The 24,136-nt window shown below is 65.8% G+C and carries 29 protein-coding genes; 12 read left to right on the top strand and 17 right to left on the bottom strand.

Going from position 1 to position 24,136, the window contains the following annotated elements; genetic code table 11:
• The first annotated feature begins 58 nt into the window (after positions 1 to 58).
• A complete protein-coding gene (locus H3O04_RS35950; RefSeq protein WP_237666126.1) occupies positions 59 to 253 on the top strand; it encodes a hypothetical protein in 195 nt (64 codons plus the stop codon).
• Between the two features lie 35 nt (positions 254 to 288).
• Here the strand turns inward: H3O04_RS35950 and H3O04_RS01220 are convergent, their stop codons facing one another.
• Both H3O04_RS01220 and H3O04_RS01215 read right to left on the bottom strand, forming a co-directional pair.
• Positions 289 to 1,374 carry a helix-turn-helix transcriptional regulator gene (locus H3O04_RS01220; RefSeq protein WP_226135477.1) on the bottom strand — a complete coding sequence of 362 codons (1,086 nt, stop codon included), beginning with the start codon at positions 1,372 to 1,374 and terminating at the stop codon, positions 289 to 291.
• A gap of 300 nt (positions 1,375 to 1,674) precedes the next feature.
• Positions 1,675 to 1,926 carry a hypothetical protein gene (locus H3O04_RS01215; protein WP_011549215.1) on the bottom strand — a complete coding sequence of 84 codons (252 nt, stop codon included), beginning with the start codon at positions 1,924 to 1,926 and terminating at the stop codon, positions 1,675 to 1,677.
• A 508-nt stretch (positions 1,927 to 2,434) separates the two neighbouring features.
• Between H3O04_RS01215 and H3O04_RS01210 the strand changes: the two genes are divergently transcribed.
• Complete coding sequence (locus H3O04_RS01210; protein ID WP_202586937.1) at positions 2,435 to 3,493, top strand: NAD-dependent epimerase/dehydratase family protein; 1,059 nt, start codon at positions 2,435 to 2,437, stop codon at positions 3,491 to 3,493.
• On the top strand, positions 3,490 to 4,479 hold the full coding sequence (locus H3O04_RS01205; RefSeq protein WP_202586936.1) for an AraC family transcriptional regulator: 990 nt from the start codon (positions 3,490 to 3,492) through the stop codon (positions 4,477 to 4,479). The genes H3O04_RS01210 and H3O04_RS01205 overlap by 4 nt, the downstream gene beginning before the upstream one ends.
• Before the next feature lie 42 nt (positions 4,480 to 4,521).
• Here H3O04_RS01205 and H3O04_RS01200 read toward each other — a convergent pair whose 3' ends face one another.
• A complete protein-coding gene (locus tag H3O04_RS01200; RefSeq protein ID WP_175833274.1) occupies positions 4,522 to 5,010 on the bottom strand; it encodes a RidA family protein in 489 nt (162 codons plus the stop codon).
• Between the two features lie 227 nt (positions 5,011 to 5,237).
• Between H3O04_RS01200 and H3O04_RS01195 the strand changes: the two genes are divergently transcribed.
• Complete coding sequence (locus H3O04_RS01195; protein ID WP_006481154.1) at positions 5,238 to 5,537, top strand: H-NS histone family protein; 300 nt, start codon at positions 5,238 to 5,240, stop codon at positions 5,535 to 5,537.
• Positions 5,538 to 5,709: 172 nt separating this feature from the next.
• On the opposite strand, the gene H3O04_RS01190 is transcribed toward H3O04_RS01195, so the two are convergent.
• Positions 5,710 to 6,042 carry a cupin domain-containing protein gene (locus tag H3O04_RS01190; RefSeq protein WP_202586935.1) on the bottom strand — a complete coding sequence of 111 codons (333 nt, stop codon included), beginning with the start codon at positions 6,040 to 6,042 and terminating at the stop codon, positions 5,710 to 5,712.
• Between the two features lie 434 nt (positions 6,043 to 6,476).
• Positions 6,477 to 7,400 carry a LysR family transcriptional regulator gene (locus H3O04_RS01185; RefSeq protein ID WP_202586934.1) on the bottom strand — a complete coding sequence of 308 codons (924 nt, stop codon included), beginning with the start codon at positions 7,398 to 7,400 and terminating at the stop codon, positions 6,477 to 6,479.
• 66 nt (positions 7,401 to 7,466) lie between these two features.
• Here H3O04_RS01185 and H3O04_RS01180 point away from each other — a divergent pair, with 66 nt between their 5' ends.
• Entirely contained in the window at positions 7,467 to 8,084 is a 618-nt protein-coding gene (locus H3O04_RS01180; protein ID WP_053525852.1) for a LysE family translocator, read from the top strand.
• Positions 8,085 to 8,162: 78 nt separating this feature from the next.
• Here the strand turns inward: H3O04_RS01180 and H3O04_RS01175 are convergent, their stop codons facing one another.
• Entirely contained in the window at positions 8,163 to 8,795 is a 633-nt protein-coding gene (locus H3O04_RS01175) for an FMN-dependent NADH-azoreductase (protein ID WP_023476716.1), read from the bottom strand.
• Between the two features lie 132 nt (positions 8,796 to 8,927).
• Between H3O04_RS01175 and H3O04_RS01170 the strand changes: the two genes are divergently transcribed.
• Positions 8,928 to 9,806, top strand: a complete 879-nt coding sequence (locus H3O04_RS01170; protein ID WP_202586933.1) for a LysR substrate-binding domain-containing protein — start codon at positions 8,928 to 8,930, stop codon at positions 9,804 to 9,806.
• A 78-nt stretch (positions 9,807 to 9,884) separates the two neighbouring features.
• Here H3O04_RS01170 and H3O04_RS01165 read toward each other — a convergent pair whose 3' ends face one another.
• Together H3O04_RS01165 and H3O04_RS01160 are read right to left on the bottom strand one after the other, a co-directional pair.
• Positions 9,885 to 11,135 (bottom strand): saccharopine dehydrogenase family protein, encoded by a 1,251-nt coding sequence (locus tag H3O04_RS01165; RefSeq protein WP_202586932.1) that lies wholly within the window; start codon positions 11,133 to 11,135, stop codon positions 9,885 to 9,887.
• Positions 11,136 to 11,178: 43 nt separating this feature from the next.
• Positions 11,179 to 12,096: an acetoacetate decarboxylase family protein gene (locus tag H3O04_RS01160; RefSeq protein WP_202586931.1), complete on the bottom strand. Its 918-nt coding sequence runs from the start codon at positions 12,094 to 12,096 to the stop codon at positions 11,179 to 11,181.
• Between the two features lie 250 nt (positions 12,097 to 12,346).
• Between H3O04_RS01160 and H3O04_RS01155 the strand changes: the two genes are divergently transcribed.
• On the top strand, positions 12,347 to 12,754 hold the full coding sequence (locus H3O04_RS01155; RefSeq protein WP_200161177.1) for a DUF3224 domain-containing protein: 408 nt from the start codon (positions 12,347 to 12,349) through the stop codon (positions 12,752 to 12,754).
• A gap of 9 nt (positions 12,755 to 12,763) precedes the next feature.
• On the opposite strand, the gene H3O04_RS01150 is transcribed toward H3O04_RS01155, so the two are convergent.
• From H3O04_RS01150 to H3O04_RS01135, 4 genes are all read right to left on the bottom strand, one after another.
• A complete protein-coding gene (locus H3O04_RS01150; RefSeq protein WP_202586930.1) occupies positions 12,764 to 14,329 on the bottom strand; it encodes a methyl-accepting chemotaxis protein in 1,566 nt (521 codons plus the stop codon).
• Positions 14,330 to 14,740: 411 nt separating this feature from the next.
• Complete coding sequence (locus H3O04_RS01145; protein WP_027805987.1) at positions 14,741 to 15,586, bottom strand: MBL fold metallo-hydrolase; 846 nt, start codon at positions 15,584 to 15,586, stop codon at positions 14,741 to 14,743.
• Positions 15,587 to 15,604: 18 nt separating this feature from the next.
• A complete protein-coding gene (locus H3O04_RS01140) occupies positions 15,605 to 15,931 on the bottom strand; it encodes a hypothetical protein (protein ID WP_202586929.1) in 327 nt (108 codons plus the stop codon).
• Positions 15,924 to 16,454: a sugar ABC transporter gene (locus H3O04_RS01135; protein WP_202586928.1), complete on the bottom strand. Its 531-nt coding sequence runs from the start codon at positions 16,452 to 16,454 to the stop codon at positions 15,924 to 15,926. The genes H3O04_RS01140 and H3O04_RS01135 overlap by 8 nt, the downstream gene beginning before the upstream one ends.
• Positions 16,455 to 16,623: 169 nt before the next feature.
• Here H3O04_RS01135 and H3O04_RS01130 point away from each other — a divergent pair, with 169 nt between their 5' ends.
• Together H3O04_RS01130 and H3O04_RS01125 are read left to right on the top strand one after the other, a co-directional pair.
• Entirely contained in the window at positions 16,624 to 17,517 is an 894-nt protein-coding gene (locus tag H3O04_RS01130; RefSeq protein WP_202586927.1) for a LysR substrate-binding domain-containing protein, read from the top strand.
• 49 nt (positions 17,518 to 17,566) lie between these two features.
• Positions 17,567 to 18,475: an alpha/beta hydrolase gene (locus H3O04_RS01125; RefSeq protein ID WP_202586926.1), complete on the top strand. Its 909-nt coding sequence runs from the start codon at positions 17,567 to 17,569 to the stop codon at positions 18,473 to 18,475.
• Positions 18,476 to 18,521: 46 nt separating this feature from the next.
• Here H3O04_RS01125 and H3O04_RS01120 read toward each other — a convergent pair whose 3' ends face one another.
• Positions 18,522 to 19,427, bottom strand: a complete 906-nt coding sequence (locus tag H3O04_RS01120; RefSeq protein WP_202586925.1) for a LysR family transcriptional regulator — start codon at positions 19,425 to 19,427, stop codon at positions 18,522 to 18,524.
• A gap of 115 nt (positions 19,428 to 19,542) precedes the next feature.
• Between H3O04_RS01120 and H3O04_RS01115 the strand changes: the two genes are divergently transcribed.
• Both H3O04_RS01115 and H3O04_RS01110 read left to right on the top strand, forming a co-directional pair.
• Positions 19,543 to 20,133: a flavodoxin family protein gene (locus H3O04_RS01115; protein WP_202586924.1), complete on the top strand. Its 591-nt coding sequence runs from the start codon at positions 19,543 to 19,545 to the stop codon at positions 20,131 to 20,133.
• 74 nt (positions 20,134 to 20,207) lie between these two features.
• On the top strand, positions 20,208 to 21,263 hold the full coding sequence (locus tag H3O04_RS01110; protein WP_202586923.1) for an aldo/keto reductase: 1,056 nt from the start codon (positions 20,208 to 20,210) through the stop codon (positions 21,261 to 21,263).
• 71 nt (positions 21,264 to 21,334) lie between these two features.
• Here H3O04_RS01110 and H3O04_RS01105 read toward each other — a convergent pair whose 3' ends face one another.
• The 4 genes from H3O04_RS01105 to H3O04_RS01090 all read right to left on the bottom strand — a co-directional run bounded on the left by H3O04_RS01105 (position 21,335) and on the right by H3O04_RS01090 (position 23,002).
• Positions 21,335 to 21,562 carry a tautomerase family protein gene (locus H3O04_RS01105; protein WP_124476915.1) on the bottom strand — a complete coding sequence of 76 codons (228 nt, stop codon included), beginning with the start codon at positions 21,560 to 21,562 and terminating at the stop codon, positions 21,335 to 21,337.
• A gap of 42 nt (positions 21,563 to 21,604) precedes the next feature.
• The gene (locus H3O04_RS01100; RefSeq protein ID WP_404990000.1) at positions 21,605 to 22,294 is read right to left on the bottom strand and encodes a carboxymuconolactone decarboxylase family protein; all 690 of its coding nucleotides are present in this window, start codon (positions 22,292 to 22,294) and stop codon (positions 21,605 to 21,607) included.
• A gap of 103 nt (positions 22,295 to 22,397) precedes the next feature.
• Complete coding sequence (locus H3O04_RS01095) at positions 22,398 to 22,595, bottom strand: hypothetical protein (RefSeq protein ID WP_185642899.1); 198 nt, start codon at positions 22,593 to 22,595, stop codon at positions 22,398 to 22,400.
• Positions 22,592 to 23,002 carry a (R)-mandelonitrile lyase gene (locus tag H3O04_RS01090; RefSeq protein ID WP_023476731.1) on the bottom strand — a complete coding sequence of 137 codons (411 nt, stop codon included), beginning with the start codon at positions 23,000 to 23,002 and terminating at the stop codon, positions 22,592 to 22,594. The genes H3O04_RS01095 and H3O04_RS01090 overlap by 4 nt, the downstream gene beginning before the upstream one ends.
• A gap of 130 nt (positions 23,003 to 23,132) precedes the next feature.
• Between H3O04_RS01090 and H3O04_RS01085 the strand changes: the two genes are divergently transcribed.
• Positions 23,133 to 24,041, top strand: coding sequence for a LysR family transcriptional regulator (locus H3O04_RS01085; protein WP_202586921.1), 909 nt, complete (start codon positions 23,133 to 23,135; stop codon positions 24,039 to 24,041).
• The last annotated feature ends 95 nt before the right edge of the window (positions 24,042 to 24,136 follow it).

Below are 24,136 nucleotides of genomic sequence, written 5' to 3'. Positions count from 1 at the left end.
GCCTGGCAGGCACGTCCGATGCGCGCCGCGACATCATGCAACGCAAAAGGAGCCAGTGATGTCGACCACGAAGCCATCAGCGCCCCCCGGCCCGGCTACCCCGCCGAACGCCGGCGACGAAGGCCCCGCAGGCGCGCCGGGCCTCGGCGAGGACACGTGCCGCGTCTGCCGCGGCACCGGCAGGGTGGAGGGCCAGCCCTGCACCGTCTGCGGCGGGACCGGCAAGATACTGCAGGGAATCGGCGGCGGATAGGTAAAAAAGCCGCCGCGCCGGCGCGCGTCGCGCGCTCAGGTCTGCATGACCAGCGACGTCAGTTGCGCGGCGCGCGCCACGTCCGTCTTCGTGTAGATCGACTTGATCTGCGCGCGGACCGTGCCGATCGACACGCCGCGCAGCGCCGCGCACTCCTGCGGCGAGCGTCCGTCGCAGCACAGCAGCACGGCCAGCTCGGCTTCCGCCGACGACAACCCGTAGAACACCCGCAAGCGTTGCGCGCGCGCCGACGGCGCACGCAGGTCCGCGGCCGTCATCAGCGCCGCGACGCCGGGCCGTTCGCGCGCGAGGCGCGACTGTTCGGGAACGGGGATCAGCGCAAGCGGCAGCGGCTCGCCCGTCGTACGCCGCAGCAATAGCCCGCCGCGCGCGAACGCGTACCGCCATTGCGTGTCATCGACGCAGCCTTCCGGCGCGAATCGGCCGTTGACGATCCGCAGCGCCGGTTCGGCGGCGATCAGCTGATCGGCCGCGCGGTTCGTATAGCGCAGTTCGCGCCGCGGGCCGAGCAGGAACACGGGCACCGGCACCGCATCGAGCGCCGACTCCGCGGCAGCCACGCGCGCTTCGAGTTCGCCAATGCGCGCATGGATGCGCAGCGCGCGACTGATGTGACCGCCCATGATTTCGATGGTGCGGCGCTGCGCGTCGGACAACCCGTGCGATTCCGGGCCGCTCTGTACGCTGAGGAAAGCGCCGGCGCCCTCGCCGCGATGGATGTACAGGCCCGAGATGCCGCCGAGCCCGAACGGATGCATGAATTCCCGATAGAACACGCCATGTGTGCGCTGCCGCACCGACAGGTGCTTGACGTCCTCGAACCAGCGCCCTGCCGGCCAGTCGGCGGCAACCGGCACGACCGGGTCGTACAGGTAGAACTCGGTGTTGTAGCGGTGGTGGCATGCGGCGACCCATGACGGATCGTCGCCGGCTGCCCGCTCGATTGCCGGCATCCGCGCCGCGTCGTCGAACGACAGCAGTGTAGCCATGCGCGTGCCGACCGTCAGACGCAGCCCGTCCAGCACCGCTTCCCATCGTTGATCGCCCAGTGCCGCGGCGTAGACGTCATCGATCCATGCCGAGGGAATCAATCCGTTCATCTGCATCTGGCCACCCCGCGCCGTGCGTTTTTGTCGAACGCCGTTCGGGCATCTTACTCAATCGGTCTGATTGTTCAAATTGCCGATGCGGATTTGGCCGAAATACCACGTTTGTGACCGTTTCTCGTCAGACGTAATGGTGTTTTTTGACACGGCGGGCGTGGAATCGGTGGTGATGCAGACGGCCGATGGCGGCCTGCGGCGCGGGTCGCACGGGACGAAATCTTGTCGCGGGCGGAAGCGTTCGAGGCCGGATGCGATGCAATGGAACGCGGTTCGGTACCCGGCCCGACGATGCACTTACTTCATCGCCACGAACCGCGCTTCCATCTCGTCAATCTTCGCGAGCACGGCTTCGCTCAGCTTTCTGACGTGACGCGGCACGTCGGGCGTGGACAGCAGTTCCTCGATGCGCCCGCGCCAGTAACTCGGATGCCTGACGCGCGCCGCGCCCGACATCGACACGTCGTCGACGTCCGTCTCGCTGTCCAGCAGCGCCACCATGCGCTGGATATGGGAGAGCTCTCGTTCTACGTAGTCTCGTGCGAGCATATTGATTGAAATTCCCCGAAATACGACATCAGGCCTTCCGTCATCAACGCGCCGTCGGCCGCGGCGCCAACGACGCACCGCGGACGTTGCGCGTCAGCGTACGCGACGACCGTGTCAACCGACTGTGCGGACGCTCACGGCGATCGACACGCAACGGCAGGCCTGTTCGATTGTTCTGGTGATATCCGGTCCCCGGCGCCTTGTAGACCATCGTAGGCGTACCGCTCGGCGACGGCATCCCCAAAAGTGGGGATGCCGGCCGATATGGGTCGGGGAATCGTTGCCGGAAACGACGAGGGCGAAAAACGCAAGCGGGCGCGACGGCGCGACGGACCATTGTTGTCCGGCAATACGATGGCGACGATTCCGGCGCTCCGCTCACTTTCACCTCTGACGAATCGGCCGTCGTGCCTGTCGCGCCCTGCATGTCGATTGGCGCGCTTTGCGAGTGAAGTGGCGCGCAAAAGGCGGCATCATGGCGCATCACTTCTGCAATGGAATCCCGCCCATGAATATCGATACCGACCTTCCCGTCATGGTGACCGGCGCGACCGGCTACGTCGCGGGCTGGCTCGTGCAGCGGCTGCTCGAGGCCGGCGTGACGGTCCATGCGGCCGTCCGCGACCCCGACAGCCCCGACAAGCTCGAGCATCTGCAGCGCATCGCGGCCGGCAAGCCCGGCACCCTCCGCTATTTCCGCGCGGACCTGCTCGAACCCGGGTCGTACGCCGACGCGATGGCCGGTTGCGGAACCGTGTTCCATACCGCGTCGCCCTTCACCGTCACCGTCCGCGATCCGCAGAAGGAGCTGGTCGATCCGGCGCTGCTCGGCACGCGCAACGTACTCGAGACGGCCAACCGCACGCCGTCGGTGCGGCGCGTCGTGCTGACCAGCAGTTGCGCGGCGATCTACGGCGACAACGCCGACCTCGCCGCGACGCCCGATGGTGTGTTCACCGAAGCAATCTGGAACACCAGTTCGTCGCTGACCCATCAACCGTATTCGTATTCGAAGACGGTCGCCGAGCGCGAAGCGTGGAAAATCGCCCGCCAGCAGCAACGCTGGGATCTCGTCACCATCAACCCGTCGCTCGTGATCGGGCCCGGCATCAACCCGTACGCGACGTCGGAAAGCTTCGAAATCGTGAGGCAGATGGGCAACGGCACGATGAAGGCCGGCGTGCCGGATCTCGGCCTGGGTGCGGTGGATGTCCGCGACGTGGCCGACGCGCATCTGCGTGCGGCGTTCCTGCCGGCCGCCAACGGCCGCTACATCGTGTCGGCGCACGACACGAACCTGCCGGCGATGGCCGCCACGCTGCTGGAACGGTATGGCGCCGACTACCCGATTCCGCGGCGCATCCTGCCGAAATGGCTGGTATGGCTGATCGGCCCGCTCGCGAACAAGAGCGTGACGCGCCGCGTGGTCGCCCGCAACATCGGGCTGCCCTGGCGCGCCGACAACAGCCGCAGCCGCAACGAGCTCGGGATGCGCTATCGCCCGCTCGCCGAGTCGATGAACGACTTCTTCCAGCAGCTCGTCGAAACCAGACAACTGGGGCGATGAACCGCTTCGCGATCTCGCCCGGCTGGCAGGTCATGATGGTCGACCTTGGCCTGCGCGCCGACGAACTGCTGCGGCGCGCGCAGTTGCCCGCCGATCTGTTCACGCGCCCCGAGAACGGGTTGACGACCCGCGAGTACTTCGGCCTGTGGCGCGCGATGGAAGACATGGCGAATACGCCGGCCGTCGCGCTGCGCATCCTCGATCTGCTCTCCGTCGAAACCTTCGATCCGCCGCTGTTCGCCGCGCTGTGCAGCCCGAATCTGGAGATCGCGATCCGGCGCATCGGCCAGTTCAAGCCGCTGATCGGCCCGATGCGGTTGCGTGTGTCGCACGAGGCCGACGCGCTCACCCTCGCCGTCGACTTCCTGGAACGCGACGTACCGCCGCCCGGCATGCTGGTCGCGGCCGAACTCGGCTTCTTCGTGAAACTCGCGCGGCTGGCGACCCGCACCGAGCTGCCGGCGTGCGCCGTCACGCTGCCGCGCGACGTCTGCCCCCATCCCGGCTATGCGCGTTTTTTCGGCGTGACGCCGCAGTACGGCGATGCGCCTTCCGTGAGCGTGACGCTGCAGGATGCGCGGCGTCCGTTCGTGACCGCGAACCATGCGATGTGGCAGATTTTCGAACCCGACCTGCGCCGCCGCCTCGACGCACTGTCGGCCGAGGCCGGCATCGTCGAGCGCGTGCGCGCGGTGCTGCTCGAATTGATTCCGGGCGGGCTCGCCACCGCGGACGGCGTCGCGCAAACGCTTGCGATCAGCAAACGGACGCTGCAGCGGCGGCTCGGCGACGAAGGCGCGAACTTCAAGACCCTGCTCGCGGAAGTCCGCGAGAAGCTCGCGTGGCATTACCTCGATCGCTCGGATCTGCCCTACAGCCAGATCGCTTTCCTGCTCGGCTACCAGGACCCGAATTCGTTCTTCCGCGCATTCAATGAATGGACCGGAATGACGCCCGAAGCCGCCCGTTCACGCACGGCGCGTTGATCGACGCGAAGCGGCCCGCCCTGTCTATCCGGCCATTCCATATCAGCCGGGCGTGCCGCTGCGCTTCAAGCCGAAAATGAAATCGGCTTCGACCGACGCACCCTTCGGCAATTGCAGCACGCCCACCGACGAACGCGTATGGATGCCGGCGTCGCCGAGCACCGCGACCAACACGTCCGACGCGCCGTCGGCCACTTCGCTCTGCATCGTGAAGCCGGGCGCGCTTCGCACGTACACGGTCATGCGCGGTACCGTCGCGATCGCATCGAGCGTGCCGCAATGCTTGCGGATCAGCGACAACGCGCGCAGCGCCGAGATACCAGCTGCCCGGCGGCCATCGTCCAGCGAAACGGATTCGCCCACGATGCCGACGAAATGCACGACTTCACCGATTCGCGGCACCTGGCCGGCAATGTAAGCCGTGCTTCCGTCGACCAGAACGGGCGTGTACTTTCCGCCGATCCTGATCGTTTCGTCCGGATCGAATCCGAATTCGGCTGCGACCTGTTTCAGTTTGTCATCCCTGTTCATCAGTGAATTCCCCAATCCCTCTGAAAAAAGATAAAGAATAATTGAGTCTCCGAAGCTTGTCCCGCACGAAAAGATCGGTCACGAACGATCCAGTCAAACCACTTCTCAGGTGTTCGAAGCAGTCGCAGATTGCCATATCGGCAATGGAATTCACCGTCTCAGCAATTTTCTTCATCATTTCGGTTGAAACCGCTATCATGTATGGACACAAACCTGAAGAGTGATATATGGCAACTTACAAGGAACTGAAGGCTCAAATGGACGCTTTGGCCGAGAAAGCCGAAGCCGCGCGCGCCGCTGAATTCCAGGCGGTCGTCGACGACATCCGCACCAAAGTCGCGGAATACGGCATTACCGAAAAAGACATTTTCGGTACACGCCGTGGTCGGCCGGCCAAACAAGCGGGCGCCCCCGTGCAGGCAAAGTATCGCGATCCGAAGACCGGGGCGACCTGGTCGGGCCGCGGTCGCGCGCCCGCATGGATCAAGGATGCGAAGAATCGCAATCGATTCCTGATTCAGGAATAAGCATCCCGGCATGGGCCGGCGCGCGATTCAACGCGCCGTCCGGCGATTTGGGCATTGATTGGCGCATCGATACCGGCGGGTTTCCAACGCCGCTCCGGTTGACGAGGTCTTGCCCAATCGGCGTGTCGCGCACTGGCCAATCGGCCAATCGCACCGCACGCCAATCCTTTCTTCAGCGTTCGTAATAGACGGCAAGCCAGACGGTTTGCACTTCGTCATGTGTCCACGCGACACGATGACGGCAATGCGGCTCGATCAGCACGTAATCTCCCGCGCGCATATCGAGCCGCGTTGCATCTTCTTCGAATTCGAGCACGGCCGCGCCGGACAGCAACACGACCCATTCGGCCCGCGCGTCGTCATACCAGAACCCGTCCGGGCTCGCATGGCCCATCGATACGATTCGCTCGACGTTCACGCGCGGGCTCGTCACGAGCAGGTCGATTCGCTCGTCGCCGCCGCGCCGCCCGTCGGCGCTGAATAAATTACCGGCTTGAAGTTGCATGGCTTCGCCTCGTCGTTGATCGTCGGGTAAATGCTGCGGCTTTAAAGACGACGGGAATGGTCGCATCAGCCTGACATTGCGCTGGTCTGCACGGACGTCGTCAAATGTCTGATAAAAAGATGAAGAGCGGGTGCAACTTTACCGACGCTCATTCATTGGCGCGATAAAGTACATCGCGACATTCTTTTAGCGACGCGCGCGCCATAGCGCGCCATTTCGGTAAAAGCCGGCCGACATCCCGCCGGCGTCCGCAGCGTCGGACCAAGCTCTTCACGCGAATAACGGGCTTGCGAGCACGCGTCGATCGACGCATTTTCCGTTCGCAGGCCGGCATGAGCAAGCATCGGCACGGACATTCATTCTTTATTTCGATTCGAGGTTGCGTTTGCCCGATGAGTCGTTGATATCGATGCGAGTGCGGACAAAGTCCCCCGTCAAACCATCTCCCTCAACCACCCCAGCAACGCCGCGTGCGCACTCCCGTCCGCCACCGGCGCCGGCGTCAACAGGTAGTAATCCGATCCATCCTCGACGAACCCCATTGGCGCGACCAGCACACCGCTTTCGATGTCGTCGCGCACCAGATGCCACGGCCCGATCGCGACGCCCAACCCCGCAACGGCCGCCTGCAAACTGAAGTAGAAGTGATCGAACCGCTGCCCGCGCCCGTTCGCGGCCGGCTGATTCGACGCCGCTGCCCACGCGTTCCATGCGTCCGGCCGGGTTCGCGTATGCAGCAGCGCGGCGTCGGGCTTCAACGCGCGGCCGCCGCGCCGCGATGCAAACCACGCGCCGACCTTGTCCGGCCGGCAAACCGGCCCCACCCGCTCGGCGAACAGATGCTCGGCGTGATACCCCGCCGGCCACGCGAAATCGTTGCGACGTATCGCCATGTCGATACCGCTGTCGAACGAGAACGGGCCGCCCGCGGCGGCCAGATGGATATCGACGCCCGCATGCCGCGCCTGGAAATCCGGCCAGCGCGGGATCAGCCAGCGCATCAGCAGCGTCGGCTCGCACGACAGGACCGAACGCCGCGCACGGGCGGCCTCGGTGCGCAACGCGTGGGCGGCGTGACGCATCAGGCCCAGCCCATCATGGACGGCCCGGGCGAGTGCGCGGCCCGCCTCGGTCAGGAACACGCGACGACTGCGCCGCTCGAACAGCGCCACGCCCAGATCGTCCTCGAGCAGACGCACCGCGCGGCTGACCGCGCCGTGGGTCAGGCACAGCTCGTCGGCCGCGCGACCGAAATGCTCGTGACGCGCCGCCGCGTCGAAACAACGCAGCGCCATCAGCGACGGCAGGTTCGTACGAATCGATTGTGATTCGAACTCACCATTCTGGTCAGAAATCATCGTTTTTCCTGGTGAAGCACGATCGATAGGATTGTGCCATCAACCCATCCAGCGCAGGAGAAACGTATGACCGAATGGATAGTCGTAGTCACCATTACGCTGCTGGCCGTCATCAGCCCGGGGCCGGACTTCGCGATGGTCACGCGCAACAGCCTGATGCTGTCGCGTCGTTCCGGCGTGCTCACCGCATGCGGGATCGGGCTCGGCGTAACGGTCCACGTGAGCTACACGCTGCTGGGCGTCGGGCTGCTGATCCGTCAGTCGCCGTGGCTCTTCAATGCCGTCAAGCTGATCGGCGCGATCTATCTGATCTACCTCGGTGCGAAGATGCTCATGACGAAATCCGGCGGCGTGCAAGCCGACAGCCGCGTGGCGGCGCTGTCGGATCTCGCCGCGCTGCGCACGGGCTTCCTGACCAACGCGCTGAATCCCAAGACCACGGTGTTCATCGTCAGCCTGTTCATGCAGGCCGTCCGGCCCGACACGCCGTTGATCGTGCAGCTCGGCTACGGCGCGTTCATCGCGGCCGCACATGCCGGCTGGTTCAGCCTCGTCGCGATGTGTTTCTCGGCCACGGCTGTCCGCGATCGGCTGCTGTCGCTGCGACACTGGATCGATCGCACGTTCGGCTGCCTGCTGGTGGGCTTCGGCGTCGCGCTCGCCATCGCACGCGGCGGGCGCTGACGCTCGACCCGCACGGATGCGCGGCGGCGGGTGCTCTGCGGCGGGGTGCCCTGCGCCGGGTGCCCCGCACCACCAACCTCAGAACGTCCGGGCGATCGTTCGTGCCTCGTCGATCGCCCGACTCCGGTCGACCTTCCCGTCCGGGCCGAACAACGTGCGCTCGACGACGATCCCCGTGATGTCCGTCACGCCCACGAACTTGAGCCACGTTTCCATGTAAGGGCGCTGCAGATCGAACTCGGCGGCCGGCGTAAACGACCCCGGCGACTGATAGGCGAGCCCGCGCGCGTAGACCACCGCCGCCTTTTTACCGGCCAGCTTGCCGGTAAAACCCGTTCCGTCGAACGTGAACAGCACGTCCTTCTGCGAGATCACGTCGATCAGGTGCTTGAGCTTGTACGGAATGCTGAAATTCCACAGCGGCACGCCGAACAGGAACTTGTCCGCTTCGTGGAACGGCGCCGCGAGCCGCTCGATCTGCTGCCACGCAGCCGCCTGCTCCTGCGTCAACGCCGTGCCGCTCAGTCCGGCATATTTCGCGGCCAGCGCGGCGCCATCGAATTCGGGCATCGCCAGATCCCAGATGTCGAGCTTCCGGATCTCGTGATCGGGATGGGCCTGCCGGTACGCGTCGAGAAATGCCTCGCACACCTCGATGGATGCCGAATAGGCCTTGTTGGGTGAGCCTTCGATATAGAGCACGCGTGTCATGGCGCCGATCCTTGTCGAGCGTGACGACGGCGCGCGGGATGCGCGCTCGCCCACTGCCCTTCGCAGCCTAGCGGGTCGGCCTATAATCCGGAAACGATATTAATTGATCAAACTAACCCGGATTGGTGATTAATGAACGCTCCCCTCGACACGGCACTGCTTCATACGTTCGTCGCGGTCGCCGACGTGTGCAGCTTCACCGGCGCCGGGCGCCGGCTGAACCTCAGCCAGTCCGCGGTCAGCGCGCAGATCGTTCGCCTCGAAGAACAGGTCGGCCAGGCGCTGCTCATGCGCAACACGCGCAGCGTCACGCTCACCGCGCATGGCGAGACGCTGCTCGGCTACGCGCGCGCGATGCTCAATCTGAGCGAGGAAGCGCGCGCCAGGCTGGGAACGGGTGACGCGATCGACGTCAAGCTGCGGATCGGTGTATCGGAGGACTTCGCAACTGGCTGGCTGCCGGACCTGATGCGCCGCCATGGCGCCGCGCGGCGCGGCCTGCGGCTGGATCTGGTCGTCGACATCGGCGACAGCCTGTTTCAACGGCACGCCAACGGCGAATTCGATCTCGTGATCGGCAGCCGGTGCTCGCACGCGGGCCACGGCGCGACGTTGTGGCAGGAACCGCTCGTCTGGGCGTTCGCGCGCCACGAGCCGCTTCCGGAAGGCGACGTGCCGCTCGCGTGCTTTCCCGATCCGTGCCCGTACCGCGGCGCCGCCATCAAGGCGCTCGCGCTGGCCGGCATGCGCTACCGGATCGCGTGCGAAAGCCCGAGTGTGACCGGCATCCGCACCTTCGCGCGGGCCGGCATCGCGATCGCGCCGGTGCCGCGCAGCGCGATCGACGACACGCTTCGCGAATTGGGTTTGCCCGAAGGCTTGCCGGAATTGCCGGCGATGGAATTCGTGATGATGCACGACGCGCGGATGCCGGCGGCCGCCGAATTCGCCGCGATGATCGTGGACGAAGCGGCCGCCCGCACGGGCACGGGCACGCGTCGCCGTGCGTAGCGGGTAGAGTCCGCCAGCGTACCGGCGAAGGCATCCACGCCCCCCCGCGGCTGCTCGGATAGCTGACGCGAACTGCGCTCAGATCACCTCGAAACGCAAGCCCGCGTGGCGAACGAGACGATCGACGAAACGCTCGTCGAACATCGTCGCGGGCGTCCAGAAACCGCCGCCGCGCCCGATCTTCATACCGTCACGGCTGCCATCGATCGCGAGGCTGATCGCGGCCTGGCCGAGCATCTTGCCGGTCGAGCCATAGCCGGGATCGCGATCGCCGGTGACTTTCACGCGCAGGGTTCTGCCGTCGTCCGTTCGGCCGGAAAAGCGCAAATCGTAGCGGCCGGCCCGCTGCGCGTCGACGCTCGGCCCCTCGCCGGGCTTCGGCAGCAGGAAGCGCTCCATCAGGCCGCGCACGGGCCCGATGAGAACGCCCACCATGAACGCACCGAGGCCCGCCACCATCGTCAGCGCGCTCACGCGCCCCTTCAGGCCCGTGCCCGTCATCACGGCTTCGTCATAGGTGAAGCGGCTGCCGTACGCATTGCCCGCCAGCGCATTGGAGCGGTGCACGACGCGCTCGTTGATCGCCGCCATCACGAACGGCGCGATCCACGCATCGCAGTCGCGATCGAATTCGGCGGATCGAACCGCATGCTGCCGCACCGTGAAGCCATGTCCAGGCGGGCACAGCGAATAAGGATCGAGCAGTTCCCGGCGCAATGCCGGATCGGCCGCCGCTTCGCGCACGACGTTGATCACGCTGGCCACGGTGCCGCCCGACGCCCCGCCCTTCAGCGTCTTGACGCGCATCTTCACGTGAGTGGCCGGCACACTCCACTGCTGCCGCGCCTGTTGCTGCAGGAAGAACACGCCCATGTCGGACGGCACCGAATCGAAGCCGCAGCAATGCACGATGCGCGCGCCCGATTGCCGGGCCGCAGGCTCGTACTTGTCGATCATCCGCTTGATCCATTGCGTCTCGCCGGTGAGATCGCAATAGTCGGTGCCGGTCTGCGCGCAGACCCGGACCAGCGGCTCGCCGTACAGCGCGTAGGGGCCGACGGTGGACACCACCACCCGCGCTTGCGCGCACAGCGCCCGAAGCTGCGCTTCGTCGGCCGCGTCGGCAACGATGATCGGTACCGACTGCCCGGCCGTGCCGAGCGTATCCCGGACTTGCCTGAGCTTTGCGTCGGACCGGCCCGCGATCGCCCAGCGCAGCATCTCGCCCGCACCCGCGCCGGACAGATAGTCGGACAGATAGCGGGCCAGAATCTGCCCGACGAAACTCGTGGCGCCGAATACGACGAGATCGTAGGTCGGTTGCGGCATGGACGACTCCTTCGGCGCGCGCACGTCGCACGCAGCCGTATCGTTAGCGTGGCTTTCCGGGTTCATCGAAGGCCGTCAACGGCGTCGGCAGATTCAGCACCAGTTGCGCATCCTTGACCACGTCGAGACGCATGATGGTGGATGCGCCGAGCCCGTCGAGCAACTGGCTCAGCGGGCCGCCGTGCCGCACCAGCTCGACGTTGCGCGGCAACAGGCGCTGCGCGAACGACAGCATGTTGGTCTGCACCGACGACTGGTGCCATTCGCCGTCGATGCGATTGACCATCGTCGCGGTGCTCATGTGCGATTGCGACGGAACTTGCGTCAGCGCCGGCAGCGGCACGCTCAGGCTCAGATCCGGCCGGCCGCCCGGGCCGGCGATACGTGCGCGCGCCGTCGCGCCGATGTCCACGTCGATATCCGCGAGCCACTTGGGCAGCTGATAGCCGTGCACGCCGCGCACCCGCGCGATTTCCGTCGTGACCGGCAGCGCCAGCACGTGCGCGAAGAAACTCCGGCGCCGCATCGAGTCGATCAGCTCGAGCGCGTGCGACCCTTTCGCGCCGGGCCGGCGGATCACCACCGCGACGGATACTTCGTCGTACGGATCGTTGTCGCACACCGAATACGAAAAGAACGTCAGCGCGACGAGCCCGTAGCCGGGCAGCGCCCGCAGCGGTTCGATCGGTACGGGAAGCATGGTTCTCAGGCGGTCGAGCGGCGCCAGGAACAGCAGCTGAATGCTGCTGGAGCGATAGTAGAAGTTCGGCGCCCACGTCGGGCCCACGCGCGACATCACCTGACGCTTCGGAATCCGGCGGAAAAAATCGATGTCCCCCGCGGCCGGGTCGCGCGCCACCGCGTCCAGGTCCGGATTCATCCGGAACCGGTCGTAGTAGCCGCCCTCGGGCACGTCGACCGTATGCGGCCCGAATTCGACCTGTGTAAAACGCCTGTCCATGTTCGTTGTCTCCCGTCGATGGTCGATCGGGGCAGGCAACACCCGAAGCCTGCCGATTCACCGTCGTCAGCAGGCACTCTAAGCTTCAAGTCAGCTTCAAGGTCAAGGCGCCGAGTAGAGGAATATGTCGGACTGCGGGGGCGCGATTTGCCGGCGGCGTCGTTTCATCGGCGATTGCGCGCCGCGCTCGGCCCGCCGCCGACAGCATTCGCCTATAGTGCCGATTGCCCATTCAACGAGGAGAACAGTCATGACACTGCAGGCCCGCGGTCCGTTCGAAGTGAAGCTGAATCCGGAACCCTTGAGCAACGTCGCGGAAGGCAGCGGGCTCGGCCGCATGTCGCTGGACAAGCATTTTCACGGCGATCTGGAAGCCGTCAGCCAAGGAGAAATGCTCGCGTTTCGCAGCAGCGTTCAGGGCTCGGCCGGCTACGTGGCGATGGAAACCGTCAAAGGCGTGCTCGGCGGACGCAAGGGCAGCTTCGTGCTGCAGCACAGCTCCACCATGACGTGCGGGCAGCCGACGCAGTCGATCACGGTCGTGCCCGATTCCGGCACGGACGAATTGCTCGGGCTGTCCGGCGCGATGCGCATCGACATCGACGACGGCCAGCATGCGTACCGCTTCGACTACGCATTGCCTGACGCACCGCAATAAGCCCGCCCGTCACGCGAGCGCTGCTTCGCGCAGACGGAACTGCGCGACCGCCGCGCTCAGCCGCGCGCCCTGTTCGTCGAGCGACAGCGCCGCGGCCGCCGCCTCCTCGACCAGCGCGGCATTGCGCTGCATCGTCTGCTCCATCTGGATCACCGCGGCGTTCACCTGCTCGATGCCCGACGACTGCTCGTCGAACGCCTGGCTCGTTTCGCCCATGATCGCGTTGACGCGCTCGACCGCCGCGACGAGCTCGGTCATCGCCGAGCCGGCCAGCGCGACGAGGCCGCTGCCGTCTTCGACGCGTCGCGCGGAATGACCGATCAGGTCGCGAATTTCCTTCGCCGCCGCCGCACAGCGCTGCGCGAGCCCGCGCACCTCGGTGGCGACGACCGCGAACCCGCGCCCCTGCTCGCCCGCGCGCGCGGCTTCGACGGCGGCGTTCAACGCGAGGATGTTGGTCTGGAACGCGATGCTCTCGATCACGCCGACGATGCCGGAAATGCGCGTGGAGCTCGTCGAAATTTCCGACATGGTCGCGACGACGCGCTGCATCGCTTCGCCGCCGCGCGACGCGATGCCGGCCGCGCCCTCGACGTACGTGCGCGCGTCGCGCGCGTTGTCCGCGTTCTGGCGCACGGCCGCCGTCAGTTGCTCGACGCTCGCGGCCGCCTGCTGCAGCGACACGGCCTGCTGCTCGGTGCGTGCGGACAGGTCGACGTTGCCGCTCGCGATCGTGCGCACGTCGCCGACGATCGTCTCGGTGCTCGCACGCACCTGGCTCACGGTATCGACGAGGCCGTCCTGCATCCGCTTCAGCGCATTCAGCAGATACGCCATCTCGTTCTCGCCCGGGACGACGACAGTACCGGTCAGGTCGCCTTTCGAGATTTTCTCGAACTGATCGACCGCGAGATTGATCGGCCCGATGATCGCCTTCGCGAGCACGCGCTGCGCAACGAAGCCGACGACGAGCGCCAGCACCGCAACCGCCCCCATTCCCCACACGATCCGGTGGAAATTCACGCCGGCCGCCTCGTAGCGGGCCTTCTGGCGCGCGACCTGGAACGATTCGAGCGCGTCGATCGCCTCCTGGTAGGCGGCGAACAACGCCGGCGGCGCGGTGCGCTGCGTGTCGAGGAAGTTGAATGCGTCGTCGCCGTCGAGCTGCGACAGCGCCTTCAGGAACACGCGGTCGAGCAGCGCGCGCCGACGGCTTTGCAGCGTGTCGAACAGCGCCTGCTCGCTGGCGTCGCGCGCATGCAGACGCGTGTACGCGTCCAATTCGTCGTTGCTCTGCTTGAGCAATGTGTGAAGTTGCGCGACTTCCTCCTTCGCGGGCTGGCCGGCGCTGATGATCTGCGCGACGTCGCTCATGCGTTCGCGCAGCACGAGCATCCGCTCGGAGCTGGTCTTCAGGTGCAGCAGCGACGCGGTGTCGTCACGGTACATCGCCTCGAGCGAGCCGTTGCCGATGGTGAGGGCCGCGATGCCCGCACCGACCACCAGCACGAGCAGCATGGTATAGCCGGCGATGGTCGCGACGAGGCCACCACGGATAGTGAGTTGTTTTCGCATGACGTTCCCTTGAGCCGGCCGGGCACGGCCAGCGGCGGAGGTGAATTCCGGAACACGAACGGCGCGCGCCATGACGCACTACGCGGCGCGGGGTTGCGAACGAGTTAACGGCGCGGGGAACGGGCGGCTTTTATCCGCACGCGACACGAATCTTGACGATTGCGACAGAGAGGGAAGGCGCAGCGCGGCTACCGGCAATCGTCGAGCCTCGAACGAATTTCGTCGGCCGATGCGCCGCGCTGGTGCGTGGCGATCGGCCAAACGTTTCCGCGCGCGTCCCTCACCATCAGCCGCCGGTCGCCGGACGGCATGTCGGCGGGCGCTTCCAGCGGAATCGATTACGCAGCGAGCGTCCGTCGACAGATCGAATCGGAGTCGTCGACATACACGTACGGAAACGCCTGTATCGCGTCAGGCATCGGTCTCGTAAAACAGCCCGTATTCACCGCTCGCCCGCCTGATTCGCGCGAACCCGGGTTCGCCCAGATGCATGCCGGCGATCAGCAGCCCTTCCGAGCTGACCCGGTCCAGCAGCCGCGAACGCGTCGTCGCTGCCTGCGACGCATCCTGGTCGAACGCAATCGACACGTCCGGCCGCTTGATCTGGATGTGCGGAAAATGCACGATGTCGCCCCACACGAGCAGGCCCTGATCGCCGGATGCGAGCAGGTATCCGGTATGTCCGTCGGTATGCCCCGGTAGCGGAATGGCGGCGATTCCGGGAAGCACCTCGCCTTCCTCGAAGGTCCGGAGCGCGTCGCTGTAAGCGTCGAATACCTGACGTGCAATCCGGAAATTGCCGCGGGCGCGCTCGCTGGCGCGGCTCAGGTTGCCGTCGTCCCGCCAGAATGCAACCTCGCGTCGATGCGCGACCAGCTCCGCATTCGGAAACGCGACGTGTCCATCGGCATGCACCAGCCCGCCGACGTGGTCGGGATGGGCGTGGGTAAGCAGGACTGTGTCGATCGCGGCAGGCTCGATGCCGGCGAGCCGCAAATTGTCCATCAGGCGGCCGCCCCATTGTTTGATGCCGCCGGCCCCGGCGTCGATGAGCACCGTGCGGCCCGCGCCGCGCACCACGTAGCAGTTGATGTGCACGGCGGACGGCGCCTGCTGCCCGGCCGCACGCTGCATCCCGGCGGCGTCGGTCGCGTCGATATTCGACAGGAAATCGAGGCTGGCCGTGAGGTAGCCGTCGCTGATCGCGGTGATCGTGAAATCCCCGACACGCTGGCCGGGAAACGTAACGTTGGACATCGTGCTTCTCCGCGGCGGCTAGTTTCGGGCGTGAAGGTTCGGTGCGGCATGGCCGAAGCAACGGATGCGTGCGGTCAGCCCGGTGCGGCGGACAATGGCGTGATCCAGCGCTTCCATGAATGCGTTCATGACCGCGGGCGGGCGAGACGGCGCGTCGCGATACTGGATTTCCGCGAAAACGGGATGCCCGCAGCCATGCCGAACCGCTATGTAAATGACGTGGACGTTCGTGATTTCTGCCTGAAGGACCCGCGTACAAAGGTCGATGCAGTCGTCGGACAGCTCGGCGAGGCGCGCGTCCGGCGGCATGCGTTCCGCATCGATATGGAAAGTCACGTTAGGCATCGCGGGCCGCCTTCGTCAGTTGTTCGGTCATCGGCGTGTAAAGGTAAAGGCCGGCCGGCACGTTGTCGCCAAGCGGAGCGGCGCGCCGCGGCAGGACCGCGAGCCAGCGGCGCGCCGGAAACTGTTCCAGTGCGACGGCCTGCATGGCCAGCGGCTTCAGGCCCAGTTCGATCAGCAAGTCGGGCCCGCCGGCGCTCAGCACGAGTAGCTCGTCGGCATTGACCGCCGGCGCACGACCGATGTCGCTGTAGAGATTGCGGTGCCAGTCGGTGATGTGCTGCTGCCATCGCGCGAAATTGCCGCCGCCTTTTTGCCGATATTCATCGCCGGTCAGCACGTCGAGGCCGTCGATCGTGTGAACGGCCAGATAGACGGGGCAGCCGTCGTTGATCGCCCTGAAGCGCTGCGACGTATGAAAGCCGGCCACCGAAATGAGGGCCGGCAGCTTGTCGAGGCTGTAGAAGTCGTTCCATTCGGCTTCGCTGGCAGGGTCGGCGAAGCTGCATTCCACGGTGTAGATCATCGGATTTTCCTTCGTGACGGATGCACATCCCGCACGTCGAATGCAGGATATTCAGTGCAGTGACGTAATGCTAATCTGCTGTTTTCCGCGTAGATATCGACTTAAAGTCAGCCTTCAGTGATATTTGTTCAAGCTGACGGCCGAACGCGGTACGACCCACGAGACCCCGATGCGACGCAAGATCCCGAGCAATTCCGCGCTCCTGGCCTTCGAGGCGGCAGCCCGACATGGCAGCTTCGCCCGCGCCGCCGACGAGCTGGCCCGCACCGAGGGCGCCGTCAGTCGCCAGATCGGCCGGCTGGAGGCGTTCCTCGGCGTGACGCTGTTCGAGCGCGTCGGCAACCGGGTGCGGCTTGCCCCCAACGGCACGCGATACGCAGTGCAGGTGCGCGAGATTCTGGATCGGCTCGAACGGGACAGCCTGTATCTGATGGGGCAGCCCGTGGAAGGCGCGAGCATCGACATCGCCGCGATTCCGACCTTCGCGACCCGCTGGCTGATCCCGCGGCTGAAGCGCTTTCAGGATCGCCATCCGAACGTCACCGTGCATATCGCCGAACGGATGGAACCCTTCCTGCTGGCCGGCAGCGGATTCGACGCGGCCATTCACTTCGAGCATCCGGCCTGGGCCGGCATGCATCTGCATCCGCTGCTGGAGGAGGTGCTGGTGCCCGTCTGCAGTCCGGCGCTTCTCGAACGCGTTGGCGCGAACCCGTCGCTGGACGTGCTGCCGCGCCTTCACCGGCGGCAGAATCCGGACGCTTGGCAGCGCTATGCGCAGGAGACCGGCATCGTGCTGACCAATTCGGCGGTCGGCCCGCGATACGATCTTCATTCGATGCTGATCGAGGCCGCGCTGGCCGGCCTGGGCGTCGCGCTGGTGCCGCGCCTTTACATCGGCGCCGAGCTCGAACAGGGGCGTCTGGTCGCGCCCTGGCCCGACGGCACGGCGGTGACGAAAAATTTCTGCCTCGTGCTTCCTGAGCCGATCGAATTGAGCACGGCGCCGGTGCGGGCGTTCGCGGAGTGGGTGCTGGGCGAAGCGCGGGACTCGGCGCGTTGATACCGTGCCCGACGTTCATCGTCCTACGGATCAGGAAATTCCTTCACAGATGATGCAGACCGAAATCGAAATACCGGGGCCTGTCGGCCCGCTGAGCGGCACGCTGTTGTCTCCTGCGACGGGCGATGTTCCGGTGGTGCTGATCGTGCCGGGATCGGGTCCGACTGACCGCAACGGCAACAATCCCTACGGCATTCAGGCATCGACCTATCGTTTGCTTGCCGAAGGCTTGCTCGCTCAAGGCATCGCGTCGGTTCGCATCGACAAGCGCGGCATGTACGGCAGCGCGTCGGCGATCGCCGATGCGGACGACGTCACGATCGACGACTACGCCGCGGACGTCCGCGCGTGGGTGACGGCCATCCGGACGCGGACTGGCGCGCGCCGCGTATGGGTGCTCGGGCATAGCGAGGGAGGATGGGTCGCGTTGTCGGCGGCACGGCAAACCGCCGACATCCGCGGTTTGATCCTCGTCTCCACGCCGGGACGGCCGCTCGGACAGGTATTGGCGCAGCAACTGCGGTCGAACCCCGCGAATGCCGCCGTGCTGGACAACGCGATGTCGATACTGAAATCGCTCGAAGCCGGGAAGACGGTCGATGCGGCCGACATCGATCCCGTACTGATGCCGTTTTTCAGGCCGCAGGTTCAGCGGTTCCTGATGAGCGAACTCGCGATCGATCCGACGGCCCTTCTGACCGGCTATACGGAGCCGGTGCTGATCGTGCAGGGCGCGCGGGATATTCAGGTTGGCGTGCAGGACGCGCAGCGGTTGAAGGACGCGAATCCACGCGCCCGGCTGACGATTGTCGCGAATGCCAATCACGTGCTCAAAACCGTTCACACGGACGCGCTGGACGAAAACCTTGCCGCGTATTCGAACCCGGATCTTCCTTTGGCAAACGGTGTGGTGGAAACCATTTCGGCCCAGATACTCGCCGACCATCGGGCAGCGTGACGCGAAGCGACCGTATTCCCGGCGCTTCGCGCCGCCCCCCAGCTCGCTAATCCAGATACGGCTCCAACACGCCCCCGATCCAGTCCATGAAAGCCCGCACGCGCGGCGAAAGATTGCGCCGATGCGCGACGACGAGCGACGCGGCAAGCGGCTCGGGCCGCAAATCGGGCAACACCTCCACGAGCGCGCCGCTTTCGATGTGATGCGCGAGCGTCGAATAGCCGGCCTGGATCAGTCCGATGCCCGCCAGCCCGGCCGCATGATAGGTCTGCACACTGTTGACCTGCATCGCGCTGGGCAACGGCAGCCACGCATAGCCGTCGCCGTCCGGGTATTCCCAGCCGGGATGCCGCGCGCCGAGCGTCAGCGTGTAGTGAATCATCCTGTGCCCCTGGCTGTGCAGATCGGCGAGCGTACGCGGCACGCCATGCCGCGCCAGATAGTCGGGGCTCGCCGCATTCGTCATGCGCAGCCTGCCGAGCAGTCGCGCAATCAGCGTCTCGTCGGCGATCGGGCCCAGCCGGATCACGCAGTCGAACCCTTCCCGAACCAGATCGACACGCCGGTCGGTACTCGAAAGCTCCAACTCCAGATCCGGATGCGCGGCCATCAGTTGCGGCAGCGCCGGCACCACGACGCTGCGCGCCAGTTCCGTGGGCATGTCTACGCGCAACCTGCCGCGCAGCGATGCGCCACGCCCCGAAAACATCGACTGCAATTCCTGCACTTCCGCGAGCAGGTCGGTTGCGCGCGCATAGAACGCGCGTCCGTCTTCGGTGAGCTGCACGCGCCGCGTGGTCCGATGCAGCAGTGCGACGCCCATGTCCCGTTCGAGCGTGCGGATAACCGTGGACACCCGTCCCTTCTGAATTCCGAGGCTTTCAGCCGCACGCGTGAAGCTCGCCATTTCGGCGACACGGGCAAAAATCAAAAGCGCATCAAGGTTCTGCATTGTTCATCCGGAAAGTAACAGAACGTTCAATCTATCGTCGTTTATCACCCGATCGCGGCTCGCTAGAGTGGTTTCCCTCGTCGTCCGAACGACGCTCCAAACGAAAGGAACCCTCATGTATCAACTCAACCCGCCGGTGAAAACGGCCGTCGTCTACCACTCCGGCTACGGCCATACGCAGCGGATGGCCGCCGCCGTCGCGGACGGCGCCGGCGCCGCACTCGTCGCGATCGATGCCGACGGCAACCTGGCCGACGACGCGTGGAACACATTGGCCGACGCCGATGCAATCCTGTTCGGCTCGCCGACCTACATGGGCGGCCCGAGCTGGCAGTTCAAGAAGTTCGCGGATGCGTCGTCGAAGGTCTGGTTCGAAAGCGGATGGCAAAACAAGATCTTCGGCGGCTTCACCAATAGCGCCAGCATCAACGGCGACAAGCTCAATACGCTCGAATACTTCTTCCTGCTGGCCGGCCAGCACGGCGGCATCTGGGTCAGCATGGACATCAAGCCGGCGAATCTGAAAGCGTCGACGCGCGACGACCTGAACCGCATGGGCGCCTACATCGCGCCGATGGCGCAGACGCCGGCCGATGCGTCGCCCGAAGAGATGTCGCCGGGCGATCTCGAAACGGCCCGCCGCTATGGCGCGCGCGTCGCGGTGATTGCCGGGCAGTTGCGGGCCGGCCATTCACGCTCCAACTAACATTCCGCCGTTCATGCGGGGCGCCACCGGCCGACGCCCCGCATCGTGTCCGGCCGATTCTGAAGGGCGCTGCAATGAAATACAAGCAATTGGGCCGCACCGGCCTGTATGTGTCCGAGCTGTGTCTCGGCACGATGACGATGGGCGGCAACGCGGATGCCGGCATGTGGGCGGCGATCGGCGCGGTCGGCCAGGACGACGCGAACCGCTTGATTGCCCGCGCGCTCGACGCGGGCATCAACTTCATCGACACCGCGGATATTTACTCGTTCGGCCAGGCCGAACGCGTGGTCGGGCAGGCGCTGCGCGATCTCGGCGTCCCGCGCCACGAGATCGTGCTGGCGACGAAGACGGCCGGCGTGATGGGCGCGGGCCCGAACGACCAGGGCGCGTCGCGCGGTCACATCATGGATTCGGTGCGGCGCAGCCTCGAGCGGCTTCAGGTCGACCATATCGATCTGTACCAGATTCACGCGAGCGACCCCGTCACGCCGATCGAGGAGACGCTGCGCGCGCTCGACGATCTCACGCGACAGGGGCTGATCCGTTACGTCGGCGTGTCGAACTGGCGCGCGGGCAAGATCGGTAAAGCGCTGGGCCTGAGTGCCGCGCTGCACGCCACGCGCTTCGAGACGCTGCAGGCCTACTACTCGATCGCCGGGCGCGACGTGGAGCGCGAACTCGTTCCGCTCGCCGTCGACGAGCAGATGGGGCTGCTCGTGTGGTCGCCGCTCGCCGGCGGATTGCTGTCGGGCAAGTTCGGCCCCGGTGCTTCGCCCGAAGCAGGTTCGCGGCGCGGTCATTTCGATTTTCCGCCGGTCGATCTGGATCGGGCCTGGCCGTGCGTCGCGGAAATGCGCGCGATTGCCGGCGCGCATCGCGTGTCGGTCGCGCGGATCGCGCTCGCGTGGTTGCTCGCCAGGCCGGCGGTCACGAGCGTCATCATCGGCGCCAGGCGGATCGACCAGCTCGACGACAATCTCGGCGCGGTCGATGTCGTCCTGACCGACGATGAGCTGGCGCGTCTTGACGCCGTAAGCGCGTTGCCGCCCTGCTATCCCGGCTGGATGATCGCGCGTCAGGAAGCGGGCAGGATTCCCGGGCCGTTTACGCGCACCGCGTCGAAATAGGAGCGGCGGCACTTCATCGGCGGTTCGACGCGGGCAGTGACGATGCTGCCCGTGTTGAACCGGGCGCACGGTTACATCCGGTAGCCCGGCTTCTTGTACAGCGTTCGGGCGCGCGCCTCGATATCCGGACGATAGACCTCTTCCTTCCACCTGTCCGACGGAATCTCCTCGAAACCAACTGAAACGGATTCCTCACCATAACCGAGTATGTCCATCACGTCGCGCGTGATGGCGTCCGCGAGACGTTGCTTCTGTTCCTCGGTCTTCCCGGGCCAGGCTTTGACGATGACGTGGGGCATGACATCCTTCTCCGAAATTCGAAACGACCGCGTGCACGCGCGTCACGCCGCGCGCCGTGAAAACACGTCCTTGAACACGGGCAGCGCCGAAAAGACGTTCGGCCATCCCGCGTAGAACGCCAGTTGCGTCAACGTCTCGGACGCTTCGGCCTGCGTGAGCCCGTTGTCCATCGCACGATTCAGGTGATACGGGATCTGCGCGACCTGGCCGTTGGCGACGAGCGCGCTCACCGTCACCAGGCTGCGGTCGCGCGGCGCGAACCCGGGGCGCAGCCACAAGTCGCGAAACAGCGCATCGGTCGTGTACTCGACCACGCCGGGCGCGACCGCGCCGAAGTTTTCCGAGACCGTCCGCGCACGCTGCGCCTCGGCTGCCTCGTTCAGCGGCAGCGGCGTGACGTCCGCCGGCGCGAGCTGATCGGGCCCGATGCCGCGTTCGTCATAGACGTGCTTGACGATGATCGATGCGGCGCTCGCATTGGCCCATCCCGCGTAAAAAGCCAGATGCGCGATCATTTCCGATATTTCCGCGGGCTTCACGCCGTGATCCAGCGCGAGACGCGCATGCAGCGGCATCTCGACGGTCTGGCCGCGGGCGATCAGCACCGACAGCGTCACGATGCTGCGATCGCGCGGCGACAGGTGCGGCCGCTTCCACAGGCCGTCGAATACGGTATGGCTCGTGTATCGCTCGAAGGCCGGGGCAACCGCCTTCAAGGCGTCAACAGACAAGGGTTCCTGCATGGTGTCGGTCCTTTGCATGGTGGTGCACGCGGCGGCCAGCAGTGCCAGCCCTGTCGCGGCGACGAATCGCGACAGGCGCCGCGTGCGATCGTCAACGCGCGCCGTGCTGCGCATCGGTGACGTGTTCGGGCCGGTTGACGTCGCGCCCATCGAGTGCCTCCCGAAGCGCGACCTGCGTGCCGCTGCGCGCAACCGCGATGCCCGCGCTCGCCGCCGCATCGGCCGATGCGGCCGCTGCGGCGAACGACGCGCGGGCCGGCATCGAATTCAAGGCTGCTGGCGTATTCATCGCGGTCCGCCGCTGCCGAGGTATTGCTCGTCCGTGACCTTCTCCAGCCAACGGACGTTCTTGCCGTCGAGCGCTTCCTGAATCGCGACGTGAGTCATCGCGGTGGTCGACGTCGCACCGTGCCAGTGCCTGTGGCCCGGCGGGCACCAGACCACGTCGCCCGCGCGGATCTCGACGCGCGGTTCGCCGTCGCATTGCGTCCAGCCGCAGCCGGCGGTCACGAGCAGCGTCTGGCCGAGCGGATGCGTATGCCACGCGGTGCGGGCGCCCGGCTCGAACGTCACGCTGGCGCACGATACGCGCGCCGGCGGCGGCGGTGCGTTCAGCGGGTCGATCCGGACCGTGCCGGTGAACCATTCGTCGGGGCCCTTGATCGAGGGCTGCGAGCCCGCGCGCTTCAGTTCCATGATGTCGTCCTCTACCGAAAAGGGTGCCGCATGGATCGCTCCAGCGGCCAGCCATCCCACTTTAATGACTCGCGATTCATGCGACTAGATGGCAAAATCGGCATAGGCCTATGCTGTGATGCATGAATCAATGGAAGACTTCAACGATCTGGTGGCGTTCATGGCGGTCGCGCGCGAACGCAATTTCACGCGGGCGGCCGCGCAGCTCGGCGTGTCTCAATCGGCGTTGAGCCGAACGGTGCGGGCGCTGGAAGCGCGCATGGGCATTCCGTTGCTGACGCGCACGACGCGCAGCGTATCGCCGACCGAGGCCGGCGAGCGCTTGCTGGAATCGATCGCCCCGCGCTTTCAGGAAATCGAGGCGGAGCTGGAGTCGCTGCGTGCGATGACGGATCAGCCGGCCGGCAACGTCCGGATCACCGCGACCGACTACGCGGCGAACGAATACGTGTGGCCGCGGCTGCAACCGCTGCTGCGTCGCTATCCCGCGCTCAAGGTCGAACTGGTGAACGACTATGGCCTGACCGATCTCGTCGCCGGCCGCTACGACATCGGCATACGGCTCGGCGACCAGGTCGCCAGGGACATGGTCGCGCAGCGTATCGCGCCGGACATGACGATGTCGATCGTCGGTTCTCCCGATTACCTGGCGTCCCGACCCGTGACGAAAACGCCTCAGGACCTGACGCAACACAACTGCATCAACCTTCGGCTGCCGACCAGAAACGCGCTGCTATCGTGGGAGTTGAGCAAGGGGCGCCGCGAATTGCAGGTTCGCGTCGAAGGCCAACTGACGTTCAACAACGTCTATCAGATGGTCGACGCGGCGCTTGCCGGCTTCGGGCTCGCCTATGTGCCGAAGGATCTGGTCGCGCATCACGTTGAAGCCGGCCGGCTCGGCTGGGTGCTGGAGGACTGGTTTCCGACGTTCGTCGGGCACCACGTCTATTACCCGAGCCGGCGCAAATCGTCGCGGGCCGTCGAGCTCGTGGTCGATGCGCTCAGGAGCGGCTATCAACGCAATGCGCGGCAAGCTTGAGCCATCACGCCGGCGTGTCGACAGCGGGCAGCGCTGGAAACGCGATGCCCGCATGGACGCGCCGCCGCGGTATTGAACGGAAATCGAGCACCGCC

It is taken from the genome of Burkholderia sp. KCJ3K979, from assembly GCF_016759955.1.
Taxonomy (GTDB): domain Bacteria; phylum Pseudomonadota; class Gammaproteobacteria; order Burkholderiales; family Burkholderiaceae; genus Burkholderia; species Burkholderia orbicola.
The sequence above is the reverse complement of the archived record's forward strand: the minus strand, read 5'-3'. Positions and strand labels throughout refer to the sequence as shown.